Raw genomic sequence first — 23238 nt, 5'->3', positions numbered from 1 at the left:
CGGTGCGCATGCTGGGGCTGGACATAGGCGAGCGCAGGGTGGGTGTGGCTCTCGGCGATTCGCGTTCGAGAATCGCGACGCCGCTCTGCGTGTTGGAGGCGCCTCTTTCGGCGAACGTTACTGGCCTTGAGTCGCTTGTGGAAGAGTACTCCGTGAAACGCCTGGTAATTGGCCTTCCTCTCACGCTGGGAGGCGACGAAGGCCCCCAGGCCCGTGCAGTTCGCCTCGAAGCAGAGGAGTTGGCCCGACTCTTGCCGGTGGAAACGGTGTTCGTGGATGAGCGCCTGACTAGCGCCCAGGCGAATCGACACATGTCGGCGTGTGGGGTCTCACAGAAGAAGCGTAGAGGTAGCGTGGACATGGTGGCAGCAGCGATACTGCTGCAGGCATATTTGGACTCTAAGGCGATTGAGGAAGATGCGAATGAATGCTAGACCAACAGTCCGACGAGCAAGGCCCCCAAAGGGCAAGACGAAGCGGCGGCTGGGCGTCATCCTGGTCACGATGGGAGTGCTCATAGCCATGGCAGGCGTGGGTGTCTGGAGTGTTTTCTATAGCCCCGAAACCCCGATTCCTCCTGGCCGAAGCGTGCCGATCACCATCGAGATGGGCTCATCGACGGCGTCCATAGGCCGGACGCTCGCCGAGGCTGGCGTTATCGACAACGCGAACATGTTCAGACTCCGCTCTCGACTCGCCGAAGTGGACGGACAGATGAAGGCGGGAGACTACACCTTTACGACCGGCATGGATTACCAGGCGGTCTTCGACAAACTCACGACTGGCCCGCAGAAGGCCTTCACAACGGTGACCATCCCTGAGGGCTTCGTCATCGAACAGATCGCGCAGCGTTTTGAAGAGCAGGCTGGCATTCCGGCAGAGGAGTTCCTAGCTCTGGCTCAGGATGGCGCACCGGAGTTCGCCCAAGCGCATCCATATCTCGAAGGCGCTTTCGGCGACTCGCTTGAGGGATTCCTGTTCCCGAAGACCTACCGTGTCCCCGAAGGGGCTACGGCTCGCGACGTGATTTCGATGATGCTTCGGCAGTTCGACAAAGAGATTGCCTCTATCGACATGTCCCCGGCTGAGCAGCGGGGTCAGTCACTGGAAGAGATCGTGATCATTGCATCGATCATCGAACGCGAGGCCAGTGTGCCCAGGGAGCGCCCCAAGGTCGCCTCGGTCATCTACAACCGGCTCGCGAAGAACATGCGCCTCGAGATCGACGCGACCGTCGAGTACGTCCTTCCCGGCAACCGATTCAGATTGCGTTACTCCGATCTCGAGATCGACAGCCCGTTCAACACCTACCGGAATTTCGGAATCACGCCCGGACCGATAGCCAATCCCGGACTAGCCTCCATAGAGGCTGCGGTTCGACCAGCTGACACCGAATACATATACTACGTCCTGACATCGCCAGATGGATCGCACACGTTCACCAGGACCTGGGCCGAGCACCAGGCGGCAAGGGAAGTATCCAGGGAGGTGTTTGGCAGGTGAGTGAGATGTCCCCCGAAGAAACCAAGAGCGCCTGCGTCACCGCTGCTGAGGAAGCGTTCGCCATCCGCATAGAGAACGCCCACAAGCAGTACAAGCGTGGAGGTAAAGTCCGAGAGGCCGTTCGCGACGTCTCTCTGTTTGTCGCCGAAGGAAGCGTCCATGGACTGCTTGGCCCCAACGGCGCAGGAAAGACCAGCACCATCAAGATGCTGCTCGGCCTATTGCGCCCGACCGCGGGACATTTCGAGATCCTCGGCTACGAAGCGACCCCGGAGATCCGACGCTATGTCGGATTTTTGCCGGAGCAACCGTATTTCCCGCCTCACCTCACAGCTCGGCAGGTGATGTCGCTCATCGGCAAGGCTTTGGAGATGCCAGCAAGCCAGGTCGCATCCCAGGCCGAAGAGCTCCTCGACAAAGTGGGCCTCGCCGGACGCGGAACCGACAAGCTCTCGACCTACTCGCGGGGCATGTTGCAGCGCTTCGGTTTGGCGCAGGCGCTTCTCGGCGAGCCTCGCGTGCTGGTTCTCGATGAACCCGCATCCGGCCTCGACCCGCTCGGGCAACGCGATGTGCGTGACCTCATCAACTCCTTGCGTGCGGAGGGGATATCGATTCTGCTCTCCTCGCACCAGCTTTCCGAGGTGGAAGCCGTTTGCGACGAGGTCACCATCCTCGCTGCAGGCAAGGTCGCTTCTCGCGGACGCATAGAGGATTTGTTGCGTGTCGACGGGCAGGTCGCCATGCGTGTTGAGGGAGACGGTCGCGAGCTACCGTCTTCGGTGACCGCGCTGACCCATTCGATCGAAGCTAACGGCGGCGAGTGGTCGCTCGCAGCGCCTGAGGATTCCGTTCGCGAAGTCGTGGACGCTCTGTATGACGGTGGGTTCAAGTTGGTCACTCTTGCGCCCAGGCGCGAGTCGCTTGAGAACTACTTCGCGCACTTAGTCGCCGAGGAAAGGGAGGGGTCCTAGATGCTCGCCCGTGTCTTAGCGATCGCGATGGCCGTCATCTTGGACGCCATGCACCGTAAACTGATCTACGTGATTGCACTTTTTGCCGTCGTCATGATGCTCGCGATTCCCATGCTTCCTAGTTACGGCCAGGGCATCGTTGAGGGTGTGTTCAGAGAGGTGGCGCTTGCCCTCACTTACATCTTTGCGATGGTTATCGTGGTGGCCCTTTCGGCTACGCGGATGCCATCGGAGATTGAGCGACGTACCTTGTACCCGGTGCTGGCTCGCGGGGTCGGTCGGGGTGAGTACATCTTCGGCACTTGGCTGGGCACCATCGCTGTTCTCGCAGCAACTCTATTGGCTTTGGGCGTGGTGACGATCGTGCTCGGGTATTTCAACTACGGCGAGCTGATGCCCGTGCTGCTCTCTGGCGTGCTGGCGATTTGGTTCGAGGCGGGTGTGATCGCGGCTTTCTGTGTCTTGGTTGCAACCATGGCGGGTCCCATAGTCACCAGTGTCGCGGCCCTGGCGTTTCTCTTCGCTGGCCATGTCAGGTCTGTTTTGCTCGATCCGGGAACACTGTTGTTCACACTCTATCCATCGCTAGACACGTTCAACGTTATCAACCCCGTAGCACATGGGACCGGCTATTCGCTGTTCTACGGCCTCACCATGCTGGCCTTTTGGGCGATCTATAGCGCCATCTGCCTTGCCGTAGCGACTTTCAGCTTCACGCGAAGGGATCTGTGAGGATCGCCATGGCCCCCAAAAAGACAAGAGGCCGCCATTGCATCCAGCGCATAGGCATCCTCGTGCTCCTGGTGGCGGCGCTGCTTGGTGCACAATTCGGTGCCGATGCGCAGGCCGTACAGGCTTCCAGGGACGCCTCAGCGCTCGGCAGGGCCGGATTCGCCTACCTTACTGGAGTCAGGACCTTCATCGCTGCTGTGCTGTGGAATCGTATCGAACCGATCTATCACGGTTTTTACGAGCACCTACCGCTCCATGAGCAGCTGCAGACTCTGCCGACACTTAGGATGGTCATTGCCCTTGATCCGCAGTTCGTGGACTCGTACTACATCGCAGCGTGGATGTTAGCGCAAAGGGGTGACGTGGAGACGGGACTAGACATTGCAAGGCAGGGTGTAGAGAACAACCCGGATTCTGGCCTCCTTCGCTTCAACTACGCGCAGGTCCTCTACCTGTTCGCAGACGACCTCGAGGGCGCAGTCCAGCAAGCCGATGTTGCCCTTGAGCGCGCCCAGTGGCGGGATTACATCGAGCAGCACGATGCCTACGCTGGGTTCGGTGCGATCTACCGAAGCGCAGGCATGACTGACCGCAACGCTTACATCCAACAAGAACTTGTGCGTCTTGATGCTCTCATCGACGACTCCCTTGCCCCGGTCCCTCACGACCATGATGGTGATGGAGTCCCGGACCACTAGACTTCCCAGAAGGAGTTCCGCTTGATGAAGGTCTTGCAGCCCGATATCTATGTAAACGATGTTCTTGGAATCGACCTTGATGCACTCAAGCAAGACGGTATCGACACCCTGTTCATAGACTTGGACAACACGATCCTCTCCAGGGATGCCGCCGAAGTCACCGGTAGCATCTTGGAGTGGGTGACCTCGCTTGAGCAGGCCGGTTTCATTACCTGCATCGTGTCGAACAACTGGCACTCATCGGCGATCGTACATGCCGAGAAGCTACAGATGGACATCGTCGCCAAAGCGATCAAGCCGCTACCGTTCGCCTTTAGGCAGGCGTTGGTGCGGGTGGGATCAAAGCCTTCCAGAACAGCGATGATCGGAGATCAGATCTTCACCGACATCCTGGGCGGCAATCTTCTTGGGATGAAGACTGTGCTCGTGAAGCCCTTGTCGGCGAGCGATCTCCCGCATACGCTACTACTGCGCAGGTTGGAGAGGTTGGTGCTGGCGGGCCGAGAGCCCCTCGATTAGACTGACCTCAGGGGATGTGTCCCCCTGACACGAAGGATGGAGGGCTGGCCGGGAATGATTATCAGCGGTAGGACGCGCTTGGCAGGCATCATCGGCATGCCGGTGGCCCACTCGCTGTCTCCTGTGATGCACAATGCGGCATACAAGGCGCTCGGCCTGGATTGGGTGTACGTTCCGCTCGGGCTTGATAGCGAGGACGATCTCGAGCGAGTTCTTCAGGGGCTCAAGGTGCTCCCGTTCGTCGGCTTCAATGTCACCATGCCTTTCAAGCAAGTCATGCTCGACCACTGCGATGAAGTCGCCATGCTTGCCCAGATGGCTGGAGCGGTGAACACCGTACACTGCGTCGACGGTCGTCTCATCGGCTACAACACCGACGGCCGAGGCATCGTCGAGTCCCTCAAACAGGATGCCGGTTTCTCGGCGCAGGACCAGAGCATAGCGATACTGGGGGCGGGGGGAGCCGCCGGTGCGGCTGCCCTGAGCTTCATCCTCGAGAAGCCCAAGAGCGTCTCTATCGTGAACCGCACCATCGAGCGCGCCGAAGAGCTTGCGGATCGCGTCAGGCCATGCGCTCGTGCGATGGAGGTTGTTGCGGTGGAATCGCAAGATGCCGAGGAGGCTGTACGCGGCGCAAAGCTGGTCGTGAACGCAACCTCGCTCGGCATGGCGAAGGATGACCCCTCGCCTGTGCCCGCCGAGTGGCTCAGCCCCGACCAGATCGTCTGCGACATGGTGTACTGTTCGGCCGAGACGCCGCTTCTCCGCGCAGCTCGCCGAGCTGGAGCGACGGCGATAGGTGGCCTCGGGATGCTCGTGCATCAGGCTGCTCTCGCGATAGACATCTGGAATCCAGCCGCACAACAATCGGCTCCGCGCGACATCATGCGCGCAGCGGCCGAGGCTGCCGCCGAGGGATGCTGCGAGGTGGCAGAGTGAGCGCAGCTACCGGAAAGCGCCTAGGGCGACTTCTGGTCCAGTCCGGTCTGGTGACGCCCGAGCAACTCGAGGAGGCCATCGCGCAGTCGGGTGGCGCCACCTTGACCTCGACCCTGGACCGACTCGGATTCGTCGACGAGGTCAGGATTGCCCAGGTGATCGCCGAGGAGATGAACCTGACCTACGTCGACCTGGGAACCTACGACATCGATCCCAACGCTGCAGTCAATCTATCCTCGGAACTTGCGCGACGCTACACGGTGCTTCCCATCAAGGTCCAGGACGACGAACTCATCGTCGCCATGGCCGATCCCGCTAACATCTTCGCCATCGATGACTTGAGGATCGTCACGGGGCAAGAGATCCGCCCCGTAGTCACCGCCGAAGGTGATCTTCTTGCGGCCATCGAGAGGTTCGCATCATCGCGCCAGAATATCGATGACATCGTGGGCGACGTTGAAGATAGCGTCACGGTCGATGCCGGGGACAAGGAATCTGACGAAGACTCGGCACCCGTCGCTAAGCTACTCAATCAGATCGTCACCGAAGGTATCCGACAGGGTGCTGGCGACATCTACATCGAACCTTATGAGAAGGAGATGCGCGTCCGATTCCGCGTCGATGGCGTGTGCCAGGAGATCATGCGCAGCCCCAAGAAGCTCAATAGGCAGCTCATCAGCCGCCTGAAGATCCAGGCGGGCATGGACATCGCAGAGCGGCGCATCCCTCAAGACGGCCGTTTCGGTGTCACGCTGGATGGCAAGGGCGTCGACTTCCGAGTGGCGGTTCTTCCAATCGTCAACGGTGAGCTCGCTGTTCTGCGACTGCTTCGCAAGGATTCGATCATGATGTCCCTCAAGGACTTGGGCTTCCTGCAGCACAACATGGATAGACTCTTCGATGCCCTCAAGCTGCCGTACGGCGCGATCTTGGTGACAGGCCCGACCGGATCAGGAAAATCAACCACGCTATACGCCGCGATCAACGAGACCAACGACCCCAAGTCCAACCTGATCACGGTTGAGGACCCCGTCGAGTACCGACTTGCTGGCTTGTCCCAGGTCCAGGTGCACGAGAGGGCCGGGCTGACATTCGCAGCCGCACTGCGCTCCATCCTGCGTCAGGACCCCGACAAAGTCATGATTGGTGAGATCCGCGACAAAGAGACCGGAACCATCGCCATCGAAGCGGCCCTCACGGGCCACCTCGTGCTGTCGACTCTCCACACGAACGACGCCCCTTCGGCAGTCACCAGACTCACCGAGATGGGTATCGAGCCTTTTTTGACCGCCTCGGCGATTACCTGTGTGCTCGCCCAGAGGCTCGGGCGTCGCTTGTGCAGCAGCTGCAAGGAATCGTATGTCCCGGATGAGGCGGCCCTCGTGAAGGTGGGCTTTCCCTTCACGCCGGGCTCACCGCCACAGATATTCCGGGCCAAAGGGTGCAAGAAGTGCAATAACATCGGCTATAAGGGCCGGATGGGCATACACGAGGTCCTTACGATGTCCGAGACCATCGAGCGCATGACAGTCGAGCATGCCTCCGCCGACGACATCAAGAGGCAGGCCATCGAAGAGGGGATGCTGACCCTTCGGGACGACGGTTTCGAGAAGGTCAAGATGGGCCTTACGTCCATTGAGGAGATCTTGCGGGTCGTCGTCTGATCCACGGCATCACACTCCGCATCCTACATGCAGTAAGCTGTTGTTTCTTGTGCCTCGTTCGTGAGAGACTAGCGGATGAGTCCGGTCTCGGCCGGCGCACACGATATTTGGCGGTCAAGCAGCTAAGGGAGGTGTCACGGGCGCATGACGAAGAGTGGCGTGGGAGATTATTTCATCAGCGACGAGGATGAGGATTACCTCGAGCCTGATGAAGACATCATCTTGCCTTCAGTAGTCGTTGCTGCGGAACCACCCGCAGTGCTCCCCATACCGGAGGTCGTCCCGACACCTGTGGTCCCAGAGGTCATACCAGCACCTGCTGCCCCCGTCGCTCCAGTCGCCGAAGCGCCCCCAGTGGCCGCAGCTCCAGTAGCCCAGGTACAGACGCCGCCAGTCGAGGTGAGCGTGAAGCCAACCTCCCGAGAAGACCGCTTGGCTGAGGCGCTCAACAACCTGATGCTCGTATCGCCGGATGTCGAGGCTGCAGCACTGGTCAGCATGGACGGCTTCGTGATGGCCTCTGCGCTACCTGCTGGGATGCAGGAAGACCGAGTAGGCGCTATGTCCGCCGCCATCCTCGGCTTGGGAGAACGGGCCGCGGCGGAGCTGGGCAGGGGTCACCTCACCCAAGTGTTCATCGAGGGCGAGGACGGGTATGTCATCTTAATCGCAGCCGGTGAGCGTGCTGTTCTGACAGCTCTCACGCTGTCGAAGAGCAAGCTAGGACTGGTGTTGTACGACATGAAGACCTCGGCCGAAGAGATGGCCGGGATTCTAGGATAGATCGAGTGCGGATGCCGCATCGTAGAAGGGTTCGAACATAGCTCATGGCTCTGCGCGGTAACCTTAGAGACTTCAGCCTTCCCGACGTCTTTCAGCTGATAACTTTCAGCAAGAAGACCGGGGTTCTACGTATAGCGCGCTCCGACGGGCCGCTGGGTTCTGTGTGGTTCAGAGACGGCGAAGTCTTCTTCGCCCAGTCCAACTGGCGCGTCGAACTGCTGGGAGAACGACTCGTTCAGGCCGGTCGCATAACTCCGCCTGCATTAGCCCGCGCCCTCGAGATCGCTGATTCGACGGCCCAGCAAGGCAGACGCCTCGGCCAGATCCTCGTTGACGAAGGCTACATCACCGACAAGGTCCTCGAAGCTTTCGTTCAAGAGCAGATTCAGGACACGATTTTCGATCTCATGAGGTGGGACGAGGGCGATTTCGACTTCGAAATCCTTCCCGAGATATCCCACGAGGACATCGGCATCGCAGTCTCCATCGAGAACATCGTGATGGAGGGGAGCCGCCGCCTCGAGGAGTGGACCCGGATCAAGAAGAAGATCCCGTCCATGGAAATGGTCTTCAAGATGGCCACAGCGCCCGGTGAGGGAACATTCGAGATTTCCCTCAAGCCCGCCGAGTGGAATCTACTGTTGCTCGTAGACGGCTCGCGTTCCGTGGCTGAACTCGCATCACAGAAGAGTAGGACCGATTTCGAGGTCGCACGCATCATGTACGGCCTGTACTCGGCTGGCCTGCTTGAAGTTGCAGATGTCGATGAGGTCGAGCGCCTCAGGGCTGAGCGACTTGAGCAAGAGCAGGCCCTTCTCGAGCGTCAAAGAGCCGAGGAAGCCGCTCGAGCAGATGCGCTTGCAGCAGAGATTGCTGCCGCCGAAGAGGCCCGCAGGCTTGAAGAACAGCGTGCTCGCGAGGAAGAAGAACAGCGTGCTCGCGAGGAAGAAGAACAGCGTGCTCGCGAGGAAGAAGAACAGCGTGCTCGCGAGGAAGAAGAACAGCGTGCTCGCGAGGAAGAAGAACAGCGTGCTCGCGAGGAAGAAGAACAGCGTGCTCGCAAGGAAGAAGAGCGGACGCTCCTTGCTGCCGCCCAGATTGCCGTCGCTGCTGAGGTTCAGATTGAATCCAGAGAGCCCGAGGTCCCAGAATTTCTGTCGGGAGGCTCGGCCCAGACCACCTCGCAGGATATGGCGGCGCTTGAGGAGATGATGGGCGCGGTACTCGCTCCCGAGCCAGAGCCCGGACCCGAGCCAGAGCCCGAACCGGAGCCCGAACCCGAACCCGAACCGGAGCCCGAGCCCGAGCCCGAACCCGAACCCGAGCCCTCTACTCCGATCATCACAGGCGACCTTGAGCGCGATCTCATGGCCCTCGGCCTCGGCGAGCTTCCGGATAATGCTGGACTACTGCAGCCTATCGGGCAGGAAGATGTCGCTACGGCGCCGTCAGGGGACATCCAGTTCTTGACCGAGGAACTGCTGGACAGCGAAGAGCCCCCCGAGGTTGTGAGCGGAGACTTCGTGCTCATCGATCAGATTGAGGTTGTGGCTGCGGAGACAGCGTATGACCCCATGGCGATCGAGACTGAGGTATCTGTCGACCCAACACCGGCGGACTTCTCGTACATCATGGACTCTCTTGAGGAGAGCCCGGACTTTGATGTGGGCACACCGCAGCCCGAAACGGAGTCGGACGCCCCGGCCTTGCCGGACTGGTCCTTGGAGGTTGACGAGTCAGAGAGCGTCGACCTTGCCGAAGACCCGGACGACACCCCACAGCCTCGACCCGGTGTAATCTCTACCGATGCGTTCCTAGCAGACTTCTCGGCAACCGATGTCGATATGGGGCTATCGCGTAGCATAGGTGCCGAAATATCGGCCTTGACCGGCGTCGGGGAGCCAAGACGCCCGGTGGCCAGTGTCAACAGACTCCCCCAGGAGGGACAGCCGATGGAGCTCCACCGTGATCGGGCCGTTGACAAGGCTTTGGTGATGAAGATCATCGAAGGCCTGGAGAGATTGTGATAAGGAGCCGATAGTCGCATGCAGTCAGTCAAGGTGGTCGTAACCGGACCGTTCAACGCAGGAAAGACCACGTTCATCAAGGCGGTGAGCGAAATCACGGTGCTTTCCACTGAGCGCCAGGTATCCGGGATATCGGGCGAGGGGAGCGGCGAGACTACAGTCGCTATGGACTTCGGTCGGATCACGATTGCCGACGACATAGTCTTGTACCTGTTCGGCACACCCGGCCAAGAGCGATTCTCGTTCATGTGGGAGACCCTGTCTGAGGGAATGCTCGGCTTCGTCCTTCTGGTGGACGCCACCGACGATGACTCGTTCGAAGACGCGTTGGCCATGATCAAGTTCTTTCGCAGCATGTCCGACGTGCCCTTCGTGGTGGCTGCCAACAAGGTCGACCCAGGTGATGTCGAAGCGATCAGGGCGGTTCGGGAGAGACTCGAGCTCGAGGACTCCATCGCGCTGCTGCCCGTGGATGCCCGCGACAGGGATTCGGTCAAGGCGGTGTTGCTGGGCCTCCTGTACGAGATTCTGAACAGCATGGCTTGATGATGGACTCCAGAATCCTCATCCTCGGATTGAGCGTAGCCCTAGTTTTGATCTCGCTCACGGTTCTTGTCGTTGCGATGATGCGGGCTTCGCGCTCGAAACAGCGCGATGACGTCTTTGCCTCCCAAGGGTATTTCCATGACGCCGAAGAGAGTGCTGCGATCGGTTTACCCGTGGACCCAAAAGAGTGCCCTTTCGAAGAAGCCGAGGAAACCACCGCTGACTGGCTGTCCGAGCCTATCCGGGCCGGGAGCTGGAACCCTGACGTCAGCGCGACTCCCGCACCCGTGTCCGAGCCCTCACCTGAGCTGCAGTCGATCTTCGCCCTGGAGCCCGAACCCGAGCCCGAGGCTGCACTCGAACCCGAGCCCGAACCCGAGCCGCTCCCGGTATTCGCCCTGGAGCCCGAACCCGAGCCCGAGGCTGCACTCGAACCCGAGCCCGAGCCCGAGCTGCTGCCGGTATTCGCCCTGGAGCCCGAACCCGAACCCGAGCCCGAGGCTGCACTCGAACCCGAGCCCGAGCCCGAGCTGCTGCCGGTATTCGCCCTGGAGCCCGAACCCGAACCCGAACCCGACCCCGAGCCCGAGCCCGCACACGAACCCGAGCCCGAGCCCGAACCCGAACCCGAGCCGCTGCCGGTATTCGCTCCCGAACCCGAGCCCGAACCTGCACCCGAACCCGACCCCGAGCCCGAGGCTGCACTCGAACCCGAGCCCGAACCTGAGCGCCATCAGTTCGTCCCGGTGGCCCCGGTTGAGATGTGGTTCGGAGAGGCACGGGTCGGCGTAAAAGAGGGTTCGCGCACCTACTCCTTGCTCACTGGCTATGCGCAAACCCTCTTCGACGATCTCAAGCGCTCTCGACCATGAGCCTGATGCGCGAGCAATTTCCCGAATAGCCCCCGGTGGGGTACCATATCGCTGAAGAGGCGACTCTAAATCCTGGGGAATCGTTCCTGCAGGAATCAGCCAAATTTGAGCAGTCAAGGGGCGGCATTGGCAGAATCGGGACAGAGACTTGGTCAGCTACTGGTAAGAGCCGGAGTCATCTCCGACAAGCAGCTCAGCGATGCGATCCAGGTCCACACAGCAACGGGTAGTCCGCTAGGTCGCGTTCTTGTGGACCTCGGTTATGCCACGCAAGGCGCAATCCTGGCCGTCATGGCGACTCAGATCGGCATCCCATACATCGACTTCTCTCAGCGCAGGCCTGATCCCGTGGCCGTCACCCTTGTTCCCAAGGAGCTCGCACAGCGGTACGCCTTGATGCCCGTCGGGATTTCCGAAGAGGGGGAGCTCATCATTGCGATGGCCGACCCCCAAAACGTCCTAGCGCTCGATGACCTGAAGATCATCACCGGCCATGAGATCAAGCCGGCGATCTCGACCAAAGATGAGATCATGGCCGCTATCGAAGAGCATTACCAAGTGGCCGAGCACACCGAGATGGACACATTCATCGGCACCGATGAGATGGACCACGCCGAACTCGACGCACTCACAGACGTCACGTCGGAAGCCCCGATAGTCAAGCTCGTCAACTTCGTCATCCAAAAAGCAGTTGCCGAGCGAGCCAGCGACATCCACATCGAGCCGCAAGAGAACGACCTTCGGGTCCGCTTCCGCATCGACGGTGTGCTCCATGAAATCATGCGAAGCCCCCGGGCAATCCAAGCCGCCGTCATCAGCCGATTCAAGATCATGGCCGAAATGGACATAGCCGAATCCCGCAAACCCCAAGACGGCCACTGCGCGGTCACCATCAGCGGGACCAAGATCGACTTTCGCGTCTCGACGCTGCCAACGGTCTACGGCGAGCGAGTCGTACTGCGTATCCTGCGCAAGGACGCAATCCTGCTGCAACTTTCGGACTTAGGCTTCTTGCCATCGGTATTGGAGCGATTCGAGTCCTCTTTCCGAAAGCCGTACGGCGCCATCCTGGTCACCGGCCCAACCGGTTCGGGTAAGTCGACCTCGCTGTACGCCGCCATCAACGTGCTCAACTCGCCACATCGCCACATCCTTACCGCCGAGGACCCGGTCGAGTACCGGCTCGACGGCATAAACCAGTGTCAGGTCTCGCCTAAGGCCGGCCTCACCTTCGCCCGCGCCCTACGCTCATTCCTGCGATGTTCGCCCGACGTCATCCTCGTGGGAGAGATCCGCGACCAGGAAACAGCGCGTATCGCTATCGAATCCGCACTCACCGGTCACCTCGTGCTCTCCACACTCCACACCAATGATGCCCCGGGCGCCCTGACGCGCCTCATCGAGATGGGCATCGAGCCGTTCCTCGTCGCATCGGCACTGGACTGCATCCTAGCTCAGAGATTAGCCCGGCGCCTCTGTTCAGGCTGCAAGCAGGAGTACAAGCCCTCGGAGAAGATGCTCCTCGAAGCGGGCTATAGCCCGGACAACCTGCCCGAGACCCTCTTCAAGGCCAAAGGCTGCAAGAAGTGCGGCAAGACGGGCTACCGAGGCCGCATGGGGGTCCACGAAGTCCTCCTCCTCTCCGAAGAAATCAGCCGACTCACTGTCGAGGAAGCAACCGCCGAGAAGATCAAGGCTGTAGCTGTCGCCGAGGGAATGTTGACCTTGCGACAAGATGGCCTCGAGAAGGTCAGGGCAGGCGTCACCTCTGTCGAAGAGATTGTGCGTGTGATAGTCTAGGACTCGACACGAGACGATTGTGGGGTGTTGGATATGTACGACATCGGCGAGTTGTTGCTTAGGGTTCGAAGCGAAGGGGGCTCCGATTTACACCTGACCGTCGGCATTGCTCCCGTGATTCGAATCCACGGGAAATTGTGTCCGGTGGATGGCCCTCCGCTCACGGCTCAGGATACCAAAGAGCTAGTGCTCTCCATCATGACGGAAACCCAACGGGCAGCTTTGGAGACTGAGCGCGAACACGACTTCGCGTATTCATTGCCCGGGGAGGCTCGCTTCAGGGCGAATGCGTACTACCAGAGGAACAGCCTCGGCGCAGCATTCCGGTTGATCCCCAAGAATATCCGGACCTTCGAGGAACTTGGTTTGCCGCCGGTACTCAAGGAGATGGCTGACAAGCGCCGAGGTCTGATACTTGTGACAGGCCCGACAGGATCCGGTAAATCCACGACTCTGGCAGCCGCCATCGACCATATCAACAGAACTCGATCCGAACACATCGTCACCATCGAGGATCCAATCGAGTACCTTCACACGCACATCAAGAGCGTGGTCAATCAGCGGGAGGTCGGCTCCGACACCCAGTCGTTCATGCGGGCATTGCGTCACGTACTAAGGCAAGATCCTGACGTGATCCTGATTGGTGAGATGCGCGACTTAGAGACCGTTTCATCCGCACTGACAGCTGCGGAGACCGGTCACTTGGTCTTTGCGACGCTGCACACCAATGACGCCGTCCAAACGGTGGACCGCATCATCGATGTGTTTCCGCCCTACCAACAAAGCCAGGTGCGCACTCAGTTGGCAGGAGCATTGCAGGGCGTAGTCAGCCAGCAGCTACTTCCAACTCCCGACGGGGATGGCCGAGTGCTAGCCGTAGAGGTGATGGTGGCTACACACGGGGTACGAAACATAATCAGAGAAGGCAAAGCCCACCAGTTGTGCACCATCATGCAAACAGGTTCTCAGCAAGGAATGGTAACGATGGACTCGTCTTTGGCCGATATGTATCTGAGAGGACGCATATCGTATGATACAGCCATGCATCACTCGATAGATCTCAAGACTTTTCAGGCGCTGGTCTCCAGCGGATGACGTGTACGAGGAGCGGTAACTGATGGCGACATTCAACTATTCTGTTCGCGATAAAGCCGGCAAGGTACAGAAGGGCTCCCTTGAGGGCGAAAGCCGAGAGGCCGTCAGTGCCAAGCTCAGGCAGATGGGCTTCATCATTCTCGAGCTCGATCAACAGAGTGCGCTCGCAGCACTTGGTCAGTTAAAAATTGGTGGAGGCGCAGTCAAGCCCAAGGACATCACCATCTTCTCGCGCCAGTTTGCCACGATGATTAACGCAGGACTATCCCTTACCAAGTGCCTATCAATCCTTGCTTCTCAAACCGAGAGCGAGGCTCTACGCACAATCATCGGAGCGATATCCAAGGACGTTGAATCAGGCCAGTCACTCTCTGAGTCCCTGGGCCGACACCCCAAGACTTTCCCACCTATCTTCGTGAACATGGTACGGGCCGGTGAGACAGGCGGTGTACTCGATGAGGTCCTCGTCAGGCTGGCCGATCACTTCGAGAGCGAGCAGGCGCTCAAAGGCCGCGTCAAGTCTGCCATGACCTACCCGATTGCGATGGCGGCCTTGGTGCTGATCATCCTGGTGGCGATGATGGTCTTCGTCGTACCCACTTTTGAGCAGATGTTCGCGAGTATGGGCGGGGAACTTCCGTTCATGACACAGGTGCTTGTGGACATTTCGAATTTCGTAGCGGGCATTGGGGGCGTGATCACGGCGATTGCGCTTTTTGTCGCCTATTTCAGCTTCAAGTTTTGGAAAGGGACCACGTCAGGCCGCTTCATTTGGGATTCATTCGTTCTCAAGGCTCCGGTGTTCGGTCCGCTAACCAGGAAAGTTGCTCTTGCGCGATTCACTCGAACCTTCGGAACTCTTGTGTCCGCTGGTGTGCCCATCTTGTCTGCGCTGGACATCGTGGCGGACACCGCAGGCAACGAGGTGGTTTCGAGGGAGGTGAGAAAGGCTCGCTCTGCCATCAAGGAGGGGGAAGCCATAGCTAAGCCGCTGTCAGAATCGAAGGTCTTCCCGTCGATGCTAGTGCAGATGATCGCGGTCGGCGAGGAGACCGGTGCGCTGGATGCCATGCTCAACAAGATCGCTGACTTCTATGATGAGGAGGTCGCAGCTCAGGTCGATTCACTCACCTCGCTGATCGAGCCTCTGATGATGGCATCTCTTGGCGGAGTGGTAGGCTCCATGGTGGTTGCCCTGTATATGCCGATGTTTCAGGTCATCACGTTGGTGCAGTGAACAAGAACTTTCCTGATTTATTGGTTTTCCCTAATGTTGATAGCAAAAGATGCCGATAGGGTACAATGTAAAGGCAGTCAGACGACTGCGTGACCTAAGGGAAGGAGACATCGATGAAGATGTTCCGCAGGAAGGACGAGGGTTTCACCCTAGTCGAGCTCATGGTCGTTATCCTTATTATTGGTATACTAGTCGCTATCGCAATACCAGTCTTCAATGCTGCGCGCGCCACAGCTGAAAGGCGTACATGTCACGCCAATCAGCGCACTATCGAGGGTGCCGCCCAGCAGTTCGTGGCCGATGCTGGCGGGGATATTTCGACAGTGGACACGATGAGTGCAGTAGTGCCGCGGTTCATCGCTCAGGCTCCACTCTGCCCAACGAATAACGTTCCCTACGTCCTCACAAATGGTGAGACTATTTGCCCCGACACTTCCACTGGTGCCAACCACGGACGATTCCAGTAAAGCTCTGACAGCATCAGATGAGACAACAGAGGCCGGTGCCTTCAGCACCGGCCTCTGAAATGTTTTTTGAGCTTCGAGAATTCAAGCACCAGCCTCATTCCAGATTCAGTGAGAGATCGCCAGCCTGCAAGGAGTAGAACTTGTCCGGACTTGAATTCACTATTCCAGCGACTATTGTCTTCATCCTTGGTCTGGCCCTAGGCAGCTTCGCTAACGTCGTGATATCGCGGGTTCCGGCTGGTCGATCATTCGTAGCACCTAGGTCGCGATGCCCGCACTGCGGCACCACCATCCGCTGGCGGGACAACATCCCCGTCGTCTCTTGGCTTGCCCTGAGGGCGAAGTGCCGTGACTGTGGCGGACCGATATCATGGCGGTATCCGGGGGTCGAGATTGCATCTGGCATACTGTGGCTCCTCGCGGTGTTGGCTTTCGGTGTCGGACCGCAAGCCGTGATCGCGGGCTTCTTCTTCTGGATGCTGCTCGTCCTCACCTTCATTGACATCGACACTATGCGCCTCCCCAATCCAATCGTAGCCGTTCTGGGCGCCGTAGGGATGGCAGCGGCCGCAGCGTCCCAGCTCACCGGTCTTCATCTTGCACCACTGACTCCAGCCGCGACAGTAGCCTCACCCATTGCCGCAGCGCTTTTAGGCTCCGTCACGGCAGCCGGGTTGAGTTGGGGGATAGCTGCAGCTTACGAACGTATGCGAGGTCAGGCCGGGCTTGGCATGGGTGACGTGAAGCTACTTGCGGCCATCGGGCCGTTCCTGGGCCTCTACACGGTCGCCGTGATTTTTGTTGGTAGCGTCCTGGGGGCCGGCTTTGTCGCATGTCGTGCCTACCGTCGAGGGGTGGACTCCCGGCTCAAAGTGCCCTTCGGTCCGTTCCTTGCGGGCGCAGCTGTTTTGATTGCCCTGTTCGGTGCCCAGATTTGGGATTGGTACCTTCGCTTGATTGGTCTCAGTTAGGCCTGACTGAGGGTGTCAAGTTCGGGGACTCTTGAACCGATAGGTATAATAGAAGTGTGCTGAATTCATGTTGCCTACCAAACTCTCATCGATGGGAGTGAAGGACTTATGCGGAAGACAACAGTGTCGGGAAACAGAGAATCCCATAGGCTAGCCCACAATGACGCTGGGTTTACGCTTGTTGAGATTCTGGTTGCCTCTGCGATCATGTTTTTTGTGGCGACAGCTCTTTTTGGGCTGGTCTCCACTTCCACCATGCTTAGCGTCACTGCCAAAGCGGATGCTGTCGCAGTAAACGCAGCCAGTTCCTTCTTGGAGCAGGTCAGACGCCTTGCTTACACAGAAGTCACCCAGGCTAGAATCAATACGCTGGCTTCGGGCGCGTCGACGACCATTGACGGTGTTACCGTCTCGATGTCGGCCACTGTGACTCCACATTGGTTTCAGGACCAGAACCAAAGCACACTGTATCCCCCCTATAAGCATGTGGCCGTTACGGTGCGCGCGACAGGTCCGGTGGGAAGGCCCTTCGTTCTGAGGACCGGCACTTTCGTCAGCGAGCTGCGGCCCACTGGATCACCTCCCGGAACCCCTAATGCGACCGGACCCCCCGGGGTTCCTGAGCCTCCGCTGTATCCAGCCACAATCACTTTGACACCCAACACCCCACGAGGCGGCGCCGTTCGTGGAAGTGCTGTGCCGATGGGCATGACAGCGGTTGCCGGTGGCTCCGGGGTGACATTGAATGAGATTGAGATACTGACCAGTTCAACAGGAGTGAATCCAGCAAGCATATTGTTCAAATCGGGTATAACCGAACCCAGTGACTCCATTTCAGGACAGTGGAACACCCTGGCACTGAACCCAGGCGGCACCCAGCGTTTCCCAGACGGCCTCTATATGATGAGAGCAGAAGCTCTAGACAGTCGCGGTCAGGTAACTTCCTTCGACTGGAACCTGATTGTAGATAACAATCCGCCAGAGGCTCCAACTACTCCTGTGGTGCGCTCTACAGCTGGCAACACCTCTGTGACCTTTGGCTGGGATCCAGCCAGGGACGGGAATTGGTGGGTGCCTCGATATAGTGTCAGTTGGTCAGAGCAGTCTCCGGTGAACGGCACCTTTCTTGCACCTTCTTCTGCGGAAGTTACGCCACCAGATATGGATGATCCAATTCAGTGGACTGGCAGCACGCAGGCTTTCCGCAGGTATCGCATTGATGTCACTTCGCAGGGGCCCATCGCAGAAGGGCAAACGGTGCCGTTTCACACTTCCAGCCCAGTCAGCGCAACCTTCATTTCGAGACCTTCGTTCACGGGAACCGTTGAGATGATCGATAGGGGGAGAAACAACCGTGCGGCAACTTTCAATATCTCGCTGACCAGTAACACTCCAGGATTTCATACCACTGCAGTGACTAACTACAGATGGCAGTACCGATACTTCATAGATGGCCAGCCTACGACCGCTTGGATCAATATTGGAATCACGCCGTCGACCTTGGCCGCTCTCACACTGAACAACTGGTCCGCACCGCTCAACGGAGAGTTCGCTGGCCTCATCGGAGGCGCTCCAAGGGGCTGGATAGAGTTCCGTTGCCTGGTAACTGTGACGCCCAATGGTGGCGCCCTTATGCAGATTCCATCCTCAGTGGTTCGGTTCACGCGTCAGGATAGCGCAAGGGGCCACACCACACGCGGCGTTGACGAATGGACTCGTTGGGAGACACCGCCCACGGTAACACCTGAAATCAATTGGGAGATGTGGGGTCAATGACGCTTCGCGGAATCCCGTCACACAGGGAGTCAGGGTTCTCCCTGGCAGAGCTCTTGGTGTTCATGGCGCTGCTTGGAGTGATTCTTACCATGGCGTTCACAGTCGCCCAGGTTGTCTCTGCCGGCCAGCGAACGGCTGATAGAGAGACTTATCAGGCGAGAGCCATAACGTACCCCATGAGTAGGATGAGCGAGATCCTGATTCAGAACACCACAATCGAGGTCAACCCTGCTCCAACGCCATACTCGCTGTCGGTCAGAACCGACCAGAATCTCGATGACATTCCTGAGCAGCATAACTTCAGGATCATCACCATCGCAGGCGAAACTTACATCGAGCATGTGTCCTACAACATGACTGCTGCCGGAGTACGCATAACGCCAGCTAGACTCCGAAACACTTACGGGCCCGGAATAACCAACTTGCAGGACGGAGTACCATTGTTCACATACTACCCTTCTGGAACCGAACCGCAAGCGATTACAGACATGGGTTTAGTCAGAGGGCAAGCACGTAGCGTTCGTGTCACGATACAGGCGAGAAACGATGATAGAACCATCACCGATTCGGTGGTTGTCGTGTTTAGAAACCGCGACCGATAGCAATGGAGGACGTGCGATGAAGCGTCGACTCAAGTGTGGGATACCCACAAGCACCGCATCCGACTCAGGCTACGCAGTCGTGGTAGTGATGGGGATCATTGCGGTTCTGACCGTTGTCACTTTCGGGGGATTCGCTATGTCGCGACAGGCGATCCACGAGGCGAGCGTCAATCGGCAGGAGACCCAGGCGTTCCAGGCCGCCAACGGCGCTCTGGACGCTGCCGTCGCGCGATTTCGTCATGGGGCATCCGCCGTCGCAACTGCTCCCATGATCTTTAGTGCGGAGGAACTGGTTTCGGGCAGCGCAACTGTGACTGTTAGGCCTACCAATCCTTTCGAATATGTCTTGACTTCGGTCGGTCGTGGAGCCGATGGGAGTCAGGAGACGATCAGCATGCGTCTGTGGGTCATGGATCTATATGGGATGAATATCGCACATAGCACAGGGGTCACGAGTGCCGGTGGGAAGATGGGCGGAAACTCTACCGTGTTCGGGCCATTCTACAGTCATGGCAGCCTTAGGGGGAATGCTGAGATCGGACAAAGTGTAGAATTTGGCTGGGGTCCGCTCTTTGTAACGAACGGGCACTTCATCATGAACAATCCGGAAAAGGCCCTCAATGCTAGCGGAGGAAATTCTCAAAGAGATCAAGTTCGAATATTGTATGCCGACCAAGGGGCTACTGTTCCGGATGTAGCTGGCACAACAGTCATCCGGCCAGTGCCAAGGATGATTGTGCCCAGGGTTGATGAGGCCTATCTCCAGAGGGCATATTCTGATGCTGCTGCACAGTCGAGGGATAATGTTCAAGGGCATGCGGGGGGGATCGCCAACGACGAAAGGGACCAAAGTGGCCGTTATCCGGGCATACACGCCCCTGGGGCGAGTCCTGAGCGCTACAAAGTTGTCGATAGCGATAACGATGTGGACGGGGATACTGGCTTGCGGATAGATGCTTCGACTCCCTCGTTTGGGCGCCTTACCGACGACTTTGCGTGGGATGGCACCAATCGTGTGCTGACCGTGCGGGGAACTGTGTTCGTCGACGGCCCCTTGACAATCGCCGTAGGCAGCCTCGTGAGCTACCAAGGTCAGGGCACAATAGTTGCGAACGGCGAAATCAGGTTCGAAAATACAAACTTCGTTCCTCTTGGGGGCTTAATGGATGGCCGCCCTGAGGATGGTGTGCGTGACGGCCTACCGCATCAGTTGTTCAGAAGTGAAGCGGTCATAGGACTGGCTACTCCTTCTAGCATACACCTGTCTCCGTCCACGGACAGCAATCAGCAGAACCCGTACGGTCCGCCCACTCATGCAGGGGCTTTCTTCTCCAACGGAACGATCAGCATCGACAAGAAAGTGCTAGTCGTGGGCTCTTTGATAACCGGGGGAATGAATATTGTAGGCAACAACAATATGGACCTCAGAACCAGCCCAAATCTTGGGGAAGTGCTTTCCCCAGCAATGCCGGGTCACGGCATGAATGCCGTCAGCATGAGTGGTTGGTCCCGCCAGTGAACTCGGGTATTGCGTATATTCACAAGCTATGGGTACAATCTTTCACAGGATTGTTTTGATGCAGCAACAGTCGTAGCAGTTTCGTAGCAGTGATGGCAGAAGGGGGCCTCCGTTGGGTCTCGTATCCTTAGGAGCTCAGACGATACCGGTTGGTCTCGATATTGGGACCGATCAGGTACGCATCGCACAGGTCAAGCCGTCAGGCTCTGGCTTCATACTATCTGCTTACAGCAAGGTCGGCATGCCCTTGGGTGCTGTTGTCGAAGGGGAGATTTTCGATCAGATGGCTGTCACCCATGCCGTCAAGGATGCTTGGCGACTCGGGGGGTTCAAGGGCAAGGACGTCGCTATCGGGGTATCCAATCAGAAGGTTGTAGTACGTTTGATCGACCTTCCCTACATGGAGCGCGCGGAGCTTCAAGGCGCGATCCAGTATCAGGCTCAGGATTACATCCCGATCCCCGTAGAGGATGCTATCCTCGATTTCCAGATCATCGGCGACTATATGACCCCGACCGATGAGCATATGATGGAGGTCTTGTTGGTGGCCGCCGCCCGCGACATGATCGACAACGCTGTTTCAGCAGTCGAGGCCGCCGGCCTTCGGCTTGTAAGAATCGACGTAACATCGTTCGCCCTAGTAAGAGCGCTCTTCGGCGCAGTAGACAGCGTTTTACCCGCGCACGAAGAGGCGCCAGGCGAGGCGATCGGCGTGATCCATATCTCTTCGGGCGTGACCAACATAGCAGTGGTGGAAAAGGGCGTTCCTCGCTTCACGCGCGTCTCTGCAATCGCAGGAAATCAGTTCACTCAAGCGATTTCGAACGTGCTCAATCTGACGTTCGACGAGGCTGAGGAGCTCAAGCTGAGAGCTGGCCTCCCTGACATCGAGGGCGGGGCACCAGTGACGGAGGATCATGCGGTACAAGTTGCTCAGGACACCCTGGAGCGTGAAGTCAACAAGTTCATCGCGGAGGTTCGTCGGTCGTTGGACTACTACCTGACGCAGGCAACACAGGTCAGGTCGATTTCTAAGATATATGTCACCGGAAGTGGGTCACAACTCACCCATCTGACTGATTATCTTTCGAAGGGTCTCCAGGCAGAAGTGCGTGTCGTTGACCCTATGCAGTTTCTCCAGGTTCCCGCAGCGCTGGAGCCCGTGGTCATGAGCGACAGAATGGGAATTGCGCCAGCAGTCGGCCTGTCAATGGGGGGTGCAGGGTAGATGGTTCGCATCAACCTACTCCCTCGTGAGATCAGCGAAAAGAGAAATTTCGAGACTGCGATCAAGATCGCAGCGCTAGCCGCACTTGTTGTTTACTTGGTGCTGTTCGCAGTCTTCGGGTTCACGCAGTGGATGCTATCTCAGCGCACCGCCGAACTCCAGTCACACAAAGACCTGGCGGCTACTCTTAGCGCACAGGCTAGCGCATTGCAGATATTCGAAGACAAAGAGGCCGATCTGGCTCAACGTCAAATTGTCATGCAGGAGGCGGTCAAGCAACGTATCGACTGGGGCAGGCTTCTCAACGAGCTTTCATTGGTTTTGCCTACGGATGTATGGCTGGACAGCCTCCAGGCTGCACAGGACACAGGCTTGACCCTAAGTGCGATTGCAGTTGACTCTGCAACTGACGTACCCGACATGGGCCACAAGGCGGTCGCAAGGACGCTTGCTCGTTTGGCGAACATCGAGATGCTCAGCAGCGTCTGGCTGACGAGCTCCCAGAAGACAGAGTTGCCCGGGGTCGCAGATGCTCCTGGCCAGCCGGTACTTAGATTCCAGGTCACCTGTGAGGTCATGAGTCCTGATCAGATGGAAGCGATATCGACCGATGCCCCTGACCCCTCGACCACAGCGACTCCGTGAGATGAGGCTTCACTGAGATGAAACTCACGCCCAAACAGAAGCTCCTAGCCATCGTTGTTGGTATGGTCCTTGTCGCCGTGTTGATTGTGGCACTTCTCGTCGTACCTCAGTTCACTCGGTTGGCAGAAATCGAATCCCAAGTTCAAGCTGCGCAGGGTGAGGCAGATGCTGCACGACTCCTGCTTGAGCAGCGACAGGAAATCAAGGCACAGTCTGCACAGACAGAGACACAGCTTCTACGTCTCTCAAACCAGCTGCCTGCCAGCCCTGAACTACCTGCATTCATTATTGAACTGCAAGATGTCATCAATGAATCTGGCTTGGAGTTCTCCATGCTTTCACCAACCCTGCCCGTTGATGGGGGCCTTGGATTTAGCACCATCGGTATCTCGGTGACGATCAGGGGCGAATGGGCCGATATCATTGACCTCACCCAGCGCCTAAGACGGGTGGTCAGGCAAGTTCGTATCGTCAGCTTTGATGTAACACCGTACGCTGAGCCGGCTACTGAGGCTACTCCTACCCCGGGCGCCCCGGCTCCCGAGCAAGAAGTTGACGTAACCATGCAGTTAGAGATCTACTCCCTAGCACCAACCCCGCCAGCCGCTGAAGCTCCTCCTGCGGAGGTACCGGCCCAGTGA

The 23238-nt window shown here is 58.2% G+C and carries 22 protein-coding genes and 1 pseudogene; all 23 read left to right on the top strand.

From position 1 onward, the window contains the following. Positions 1-8 precede the first annotated feature (8 nt). The 23 genes and pseudogenes from ruvX to pilO all read left to right on the top strand — a co-directional run bounded on the left by ruvX (position 9) and on the right by pilO (position 23238). Positions 9-434 (top strand): Holliday junction resolvase RuvX, encoded by a 426-nt coding sequence (ruvX, locus tag M1617_03525; GenBank protein MCL5887359.1) that lies wholly within the window; start codon positions 9-11, stop codon positions 432-434. Further along, on the top strand, positions 424-1503 hold the full coding sequence (mltG, locus tag M1617_03520) for an endolytic transglycosylase MltG (protein MCL5887358.1): 1080 nt from the start codon (positions 424-426) through the stop codon (positions 1501-1503). Before ruvX ends, mltG begins: the two co-directional genes overlap by 11 nt. 5 nt (positions 1504-1508) lie before the next feature. Next, positions 1509-2477, top strand: a complete 969-nt coding sequence (locus M1617_03515; GenBank protein ID MCL5887357.1) for an ABC transporter ATP-binding protein — start codon at positions 1509-1511, stop codon at positions 2475-2477. After that, on the top strand, positions 2478-3209 hold the full coding sequence (locus tag M1617_03510; protein ID MCL5887356.1) for a hypothetical protein: 732 nt from the start codon (positions 2478-2480) through the stop codon (positions 3207-3209). Between the two features lie 8 nt (positions 3210-3217). Further along, positions 3218-3907 (top strand): hypothetical protein, encoded by a 690-nt coding sequence (locus M1617_03505; protein MCL5887355.1) that lies wholly within the window; start codon positions 3218-3220, stop codon positions 3905-3907. Between the two features lie 24 nt (positions 3908-3931). After that, positions 3932-4426: a YqeG family HAD IIIA-type phosphatase gene (locus M1617_03500; protein ID MCL5887354.1), complete on the top strand. Its 495-nt coding sequence runs from the start codon at positions 3932-3934 to the stop codon at positions 4424-4426. A gap of 54 nt (positions 4427-4480) precedes the next feature. Further along, complete coding sequence (locus M1617_03495) at positions 4481-5365, top strand: shikimate dehydrogenase (GenBank protein MCL5887353.1); 885 nt, start codon at positions 4481-4483, stop codon at positions 5363-5365. Continuing rightward, a complete protein-coding gene (gene tadA, locus M1617_03490) occupies positions 5362-7029 on the top strand; it encodes a Flp pilus assembly complex ATPase component TadA (protein ID MCL5887352.1) in 1668 nt (555 codons plus the stop codon). Before M1617_03495 ends, tadA (M1617_03490) begins: the two co-directional genes overlap by 4 nt. Positions 7030-7485: 456 nt before the next feature. Then, positions 7486-7812: a roadblock/LC7 domain-containing protein gene (locus M1617_03485; GenBank protein ID MCL5887351.1), complete on the top strand. Its 327-nt coding sequence runs from the start codon at positions 7486-7488 to the stop codon at positions 7810-7812. A 44-nt stretch (positions 7813-7856) separates the two neighbouring features. Beyond that, positions 7857-9839 (top strand): DUF4388 domain-containing protein, encoded by a 1983-nt coding sequence (locus M1617_03480; protein ID MCL5887350.1) that lies wholly within the window; start codon positions 7857-7859, stop codon positions 9837-9839. Positions 9840-9857: 18 nt separating this feature from the next. After that, positions 9858-10385 (top strand): ATP/GTP-binding protein, encoded by a 528-nt coding sequence (locus M1617_03475; GenBank protein ID MCL5887349.1) that lies wholly within the window; start codon positions 9858-9860, stop codon positions 10383-10385. Positions 10386-10859: 474 nt separating this feature from the next. After that, positions 10860-11081, top strand: a pseudogene (locus tag M1617_03470) (hypothetical protein). A gap of 281 nt (positions 11082-11362) precedes the next feature. Then, positions 11363-13057, top strand: a complete 1695-nt coding sequence (gene tadA, locus M1617_03465; protein ID MCL5887348.1) for a Flp pilus assembly complex ATPase component TadA — start codon at positions 11363-11365, stop codon at positions 13055-13057. A 33-nt stretch (positions 13058-13090) separates the two neighbouring features. Continuing rightward, positions 13091-14152 (top strand): type IV pilus twitching motility protein PilT, encoded by a 1062-nt coding sequence (locus M1617_03460; GenBank protein MCL5887347.1) that lies wholly within the window; start codon positions 13091-13093, stop codon positions 14150-14152. 22 nt (positions 14153-14174) lie between these two features. Continuing rightward, the gene (locus tag M1617_03455; GenBank protein MCL5887346.1) at positions 14175-15389 is read left to right on the top strand and encodes a type II secretion system F family protein; all 1215 of its coding nucleotides are present in this window, start codon (positions 14175-14177) and stop codon (positions 15387-15389) included. A gap of 113 nt (positions 15390-15502) precedes the next feature. Continuing rightward, a complete protein-coding gene (locus tag M1617_03450; protein ID MCL5887345.1) occupies positions 15503-15856 on the top strand; it encodes a prepilin-type N-terminal cleavage/methylation domain-containing protein in 354 nt (117 codons plus the stop codon). Positions 15857-15996: 140 nt separating this feature from the next. Beyond that, entirely contained in the window at positions 15997-16827 is an 831-nt protein-coding gene (locus M1617_03445) for a prepilin peptidase (GenBank protein ID MCL5887344.1), read from the top strand. A gap of 702 nt (positions 16828-17529) precedes the next feature. Continuing rightward, the gene (locus M1617_03440) at positions 17530-18603 is read left to right on the top strand and encodes a hypothetical protein (protein ID MCL5887343.1); all 1074 of its coding nucleotides are present in this window, start codon (positions 17530-17532) and stop codon (positions 18601-18603) included. Beyond that, positions 18600-19205, top strand: a complete 606-nt coding sequence (locus tag M1617_03435) for a prepilin-type N-terminal cleavage/methylation domain-containing protein (GenBank protein MCL5887342.1) — start codon at positions 18600-18602, stop codon at positions 19203-19205. The genes M1617_03440 and M1617_03435 overlap by 4 nt, the downstream gene beginning before the upstream one ends. A gap of 16 nt (positions 19206-19221) precedes the next feature. Continuing rightward, positions 19222-20724, top strand: coding sequence for a hypothetical protein (locus M1617_03430; GenBank protein ID MCL5887341.1), 1503 nt, complete (start codon positions 19222-19224; stop codon positions 20722-20724). Between the two features lie 112 nt (positions 20725-20836). Then, positions 20837-21952 (top strand): pilus assembly protein PilM, encoded by a 1116-nt coding sequence (locus M1617_03425; protein MCL5887340.1) that lies wholly within the window; start codon positions 20837-20839, stop codon positions 21950-21952. Beyond that, positions 21953-22597 (top strand): PilN domain-containing protein, encoded by a 645-nt coding sequence (locus M1617_03420; GenBank protein MCL5887339.1) that lies wholly within the window; start codon positions 21953-21955, stop codon positions 22595-22597. It abuts the gene before it with no gap. Positions 22598-22614: 17 nt separating this feature from the next. Beyond that, positions 22615-23238 carry a type 4a pilus biogenesis protein PilO gene (gene pilO / locus M1617_03415; protein MCL5887338.1) on the top strand — a complete coding sequence of 208 codons (624 nt, stop codon included), beginning with the start codon at positions 22615-22617 and terminating at the stop codon, positions 23236-23238.

The sequence above is a fragment of the Actinomycetota bacterium genome, assembly GCA_023488435.1.
GTDB lineage: Bacteria > Actinomycetota > Coriobacteriia > Anaerosomatales > UBA912 > UBA912.
Note: the sequence above shows the minus strand (reverse complement) of the source record. Positions and strands in the feature narration are given on the sequence as shown.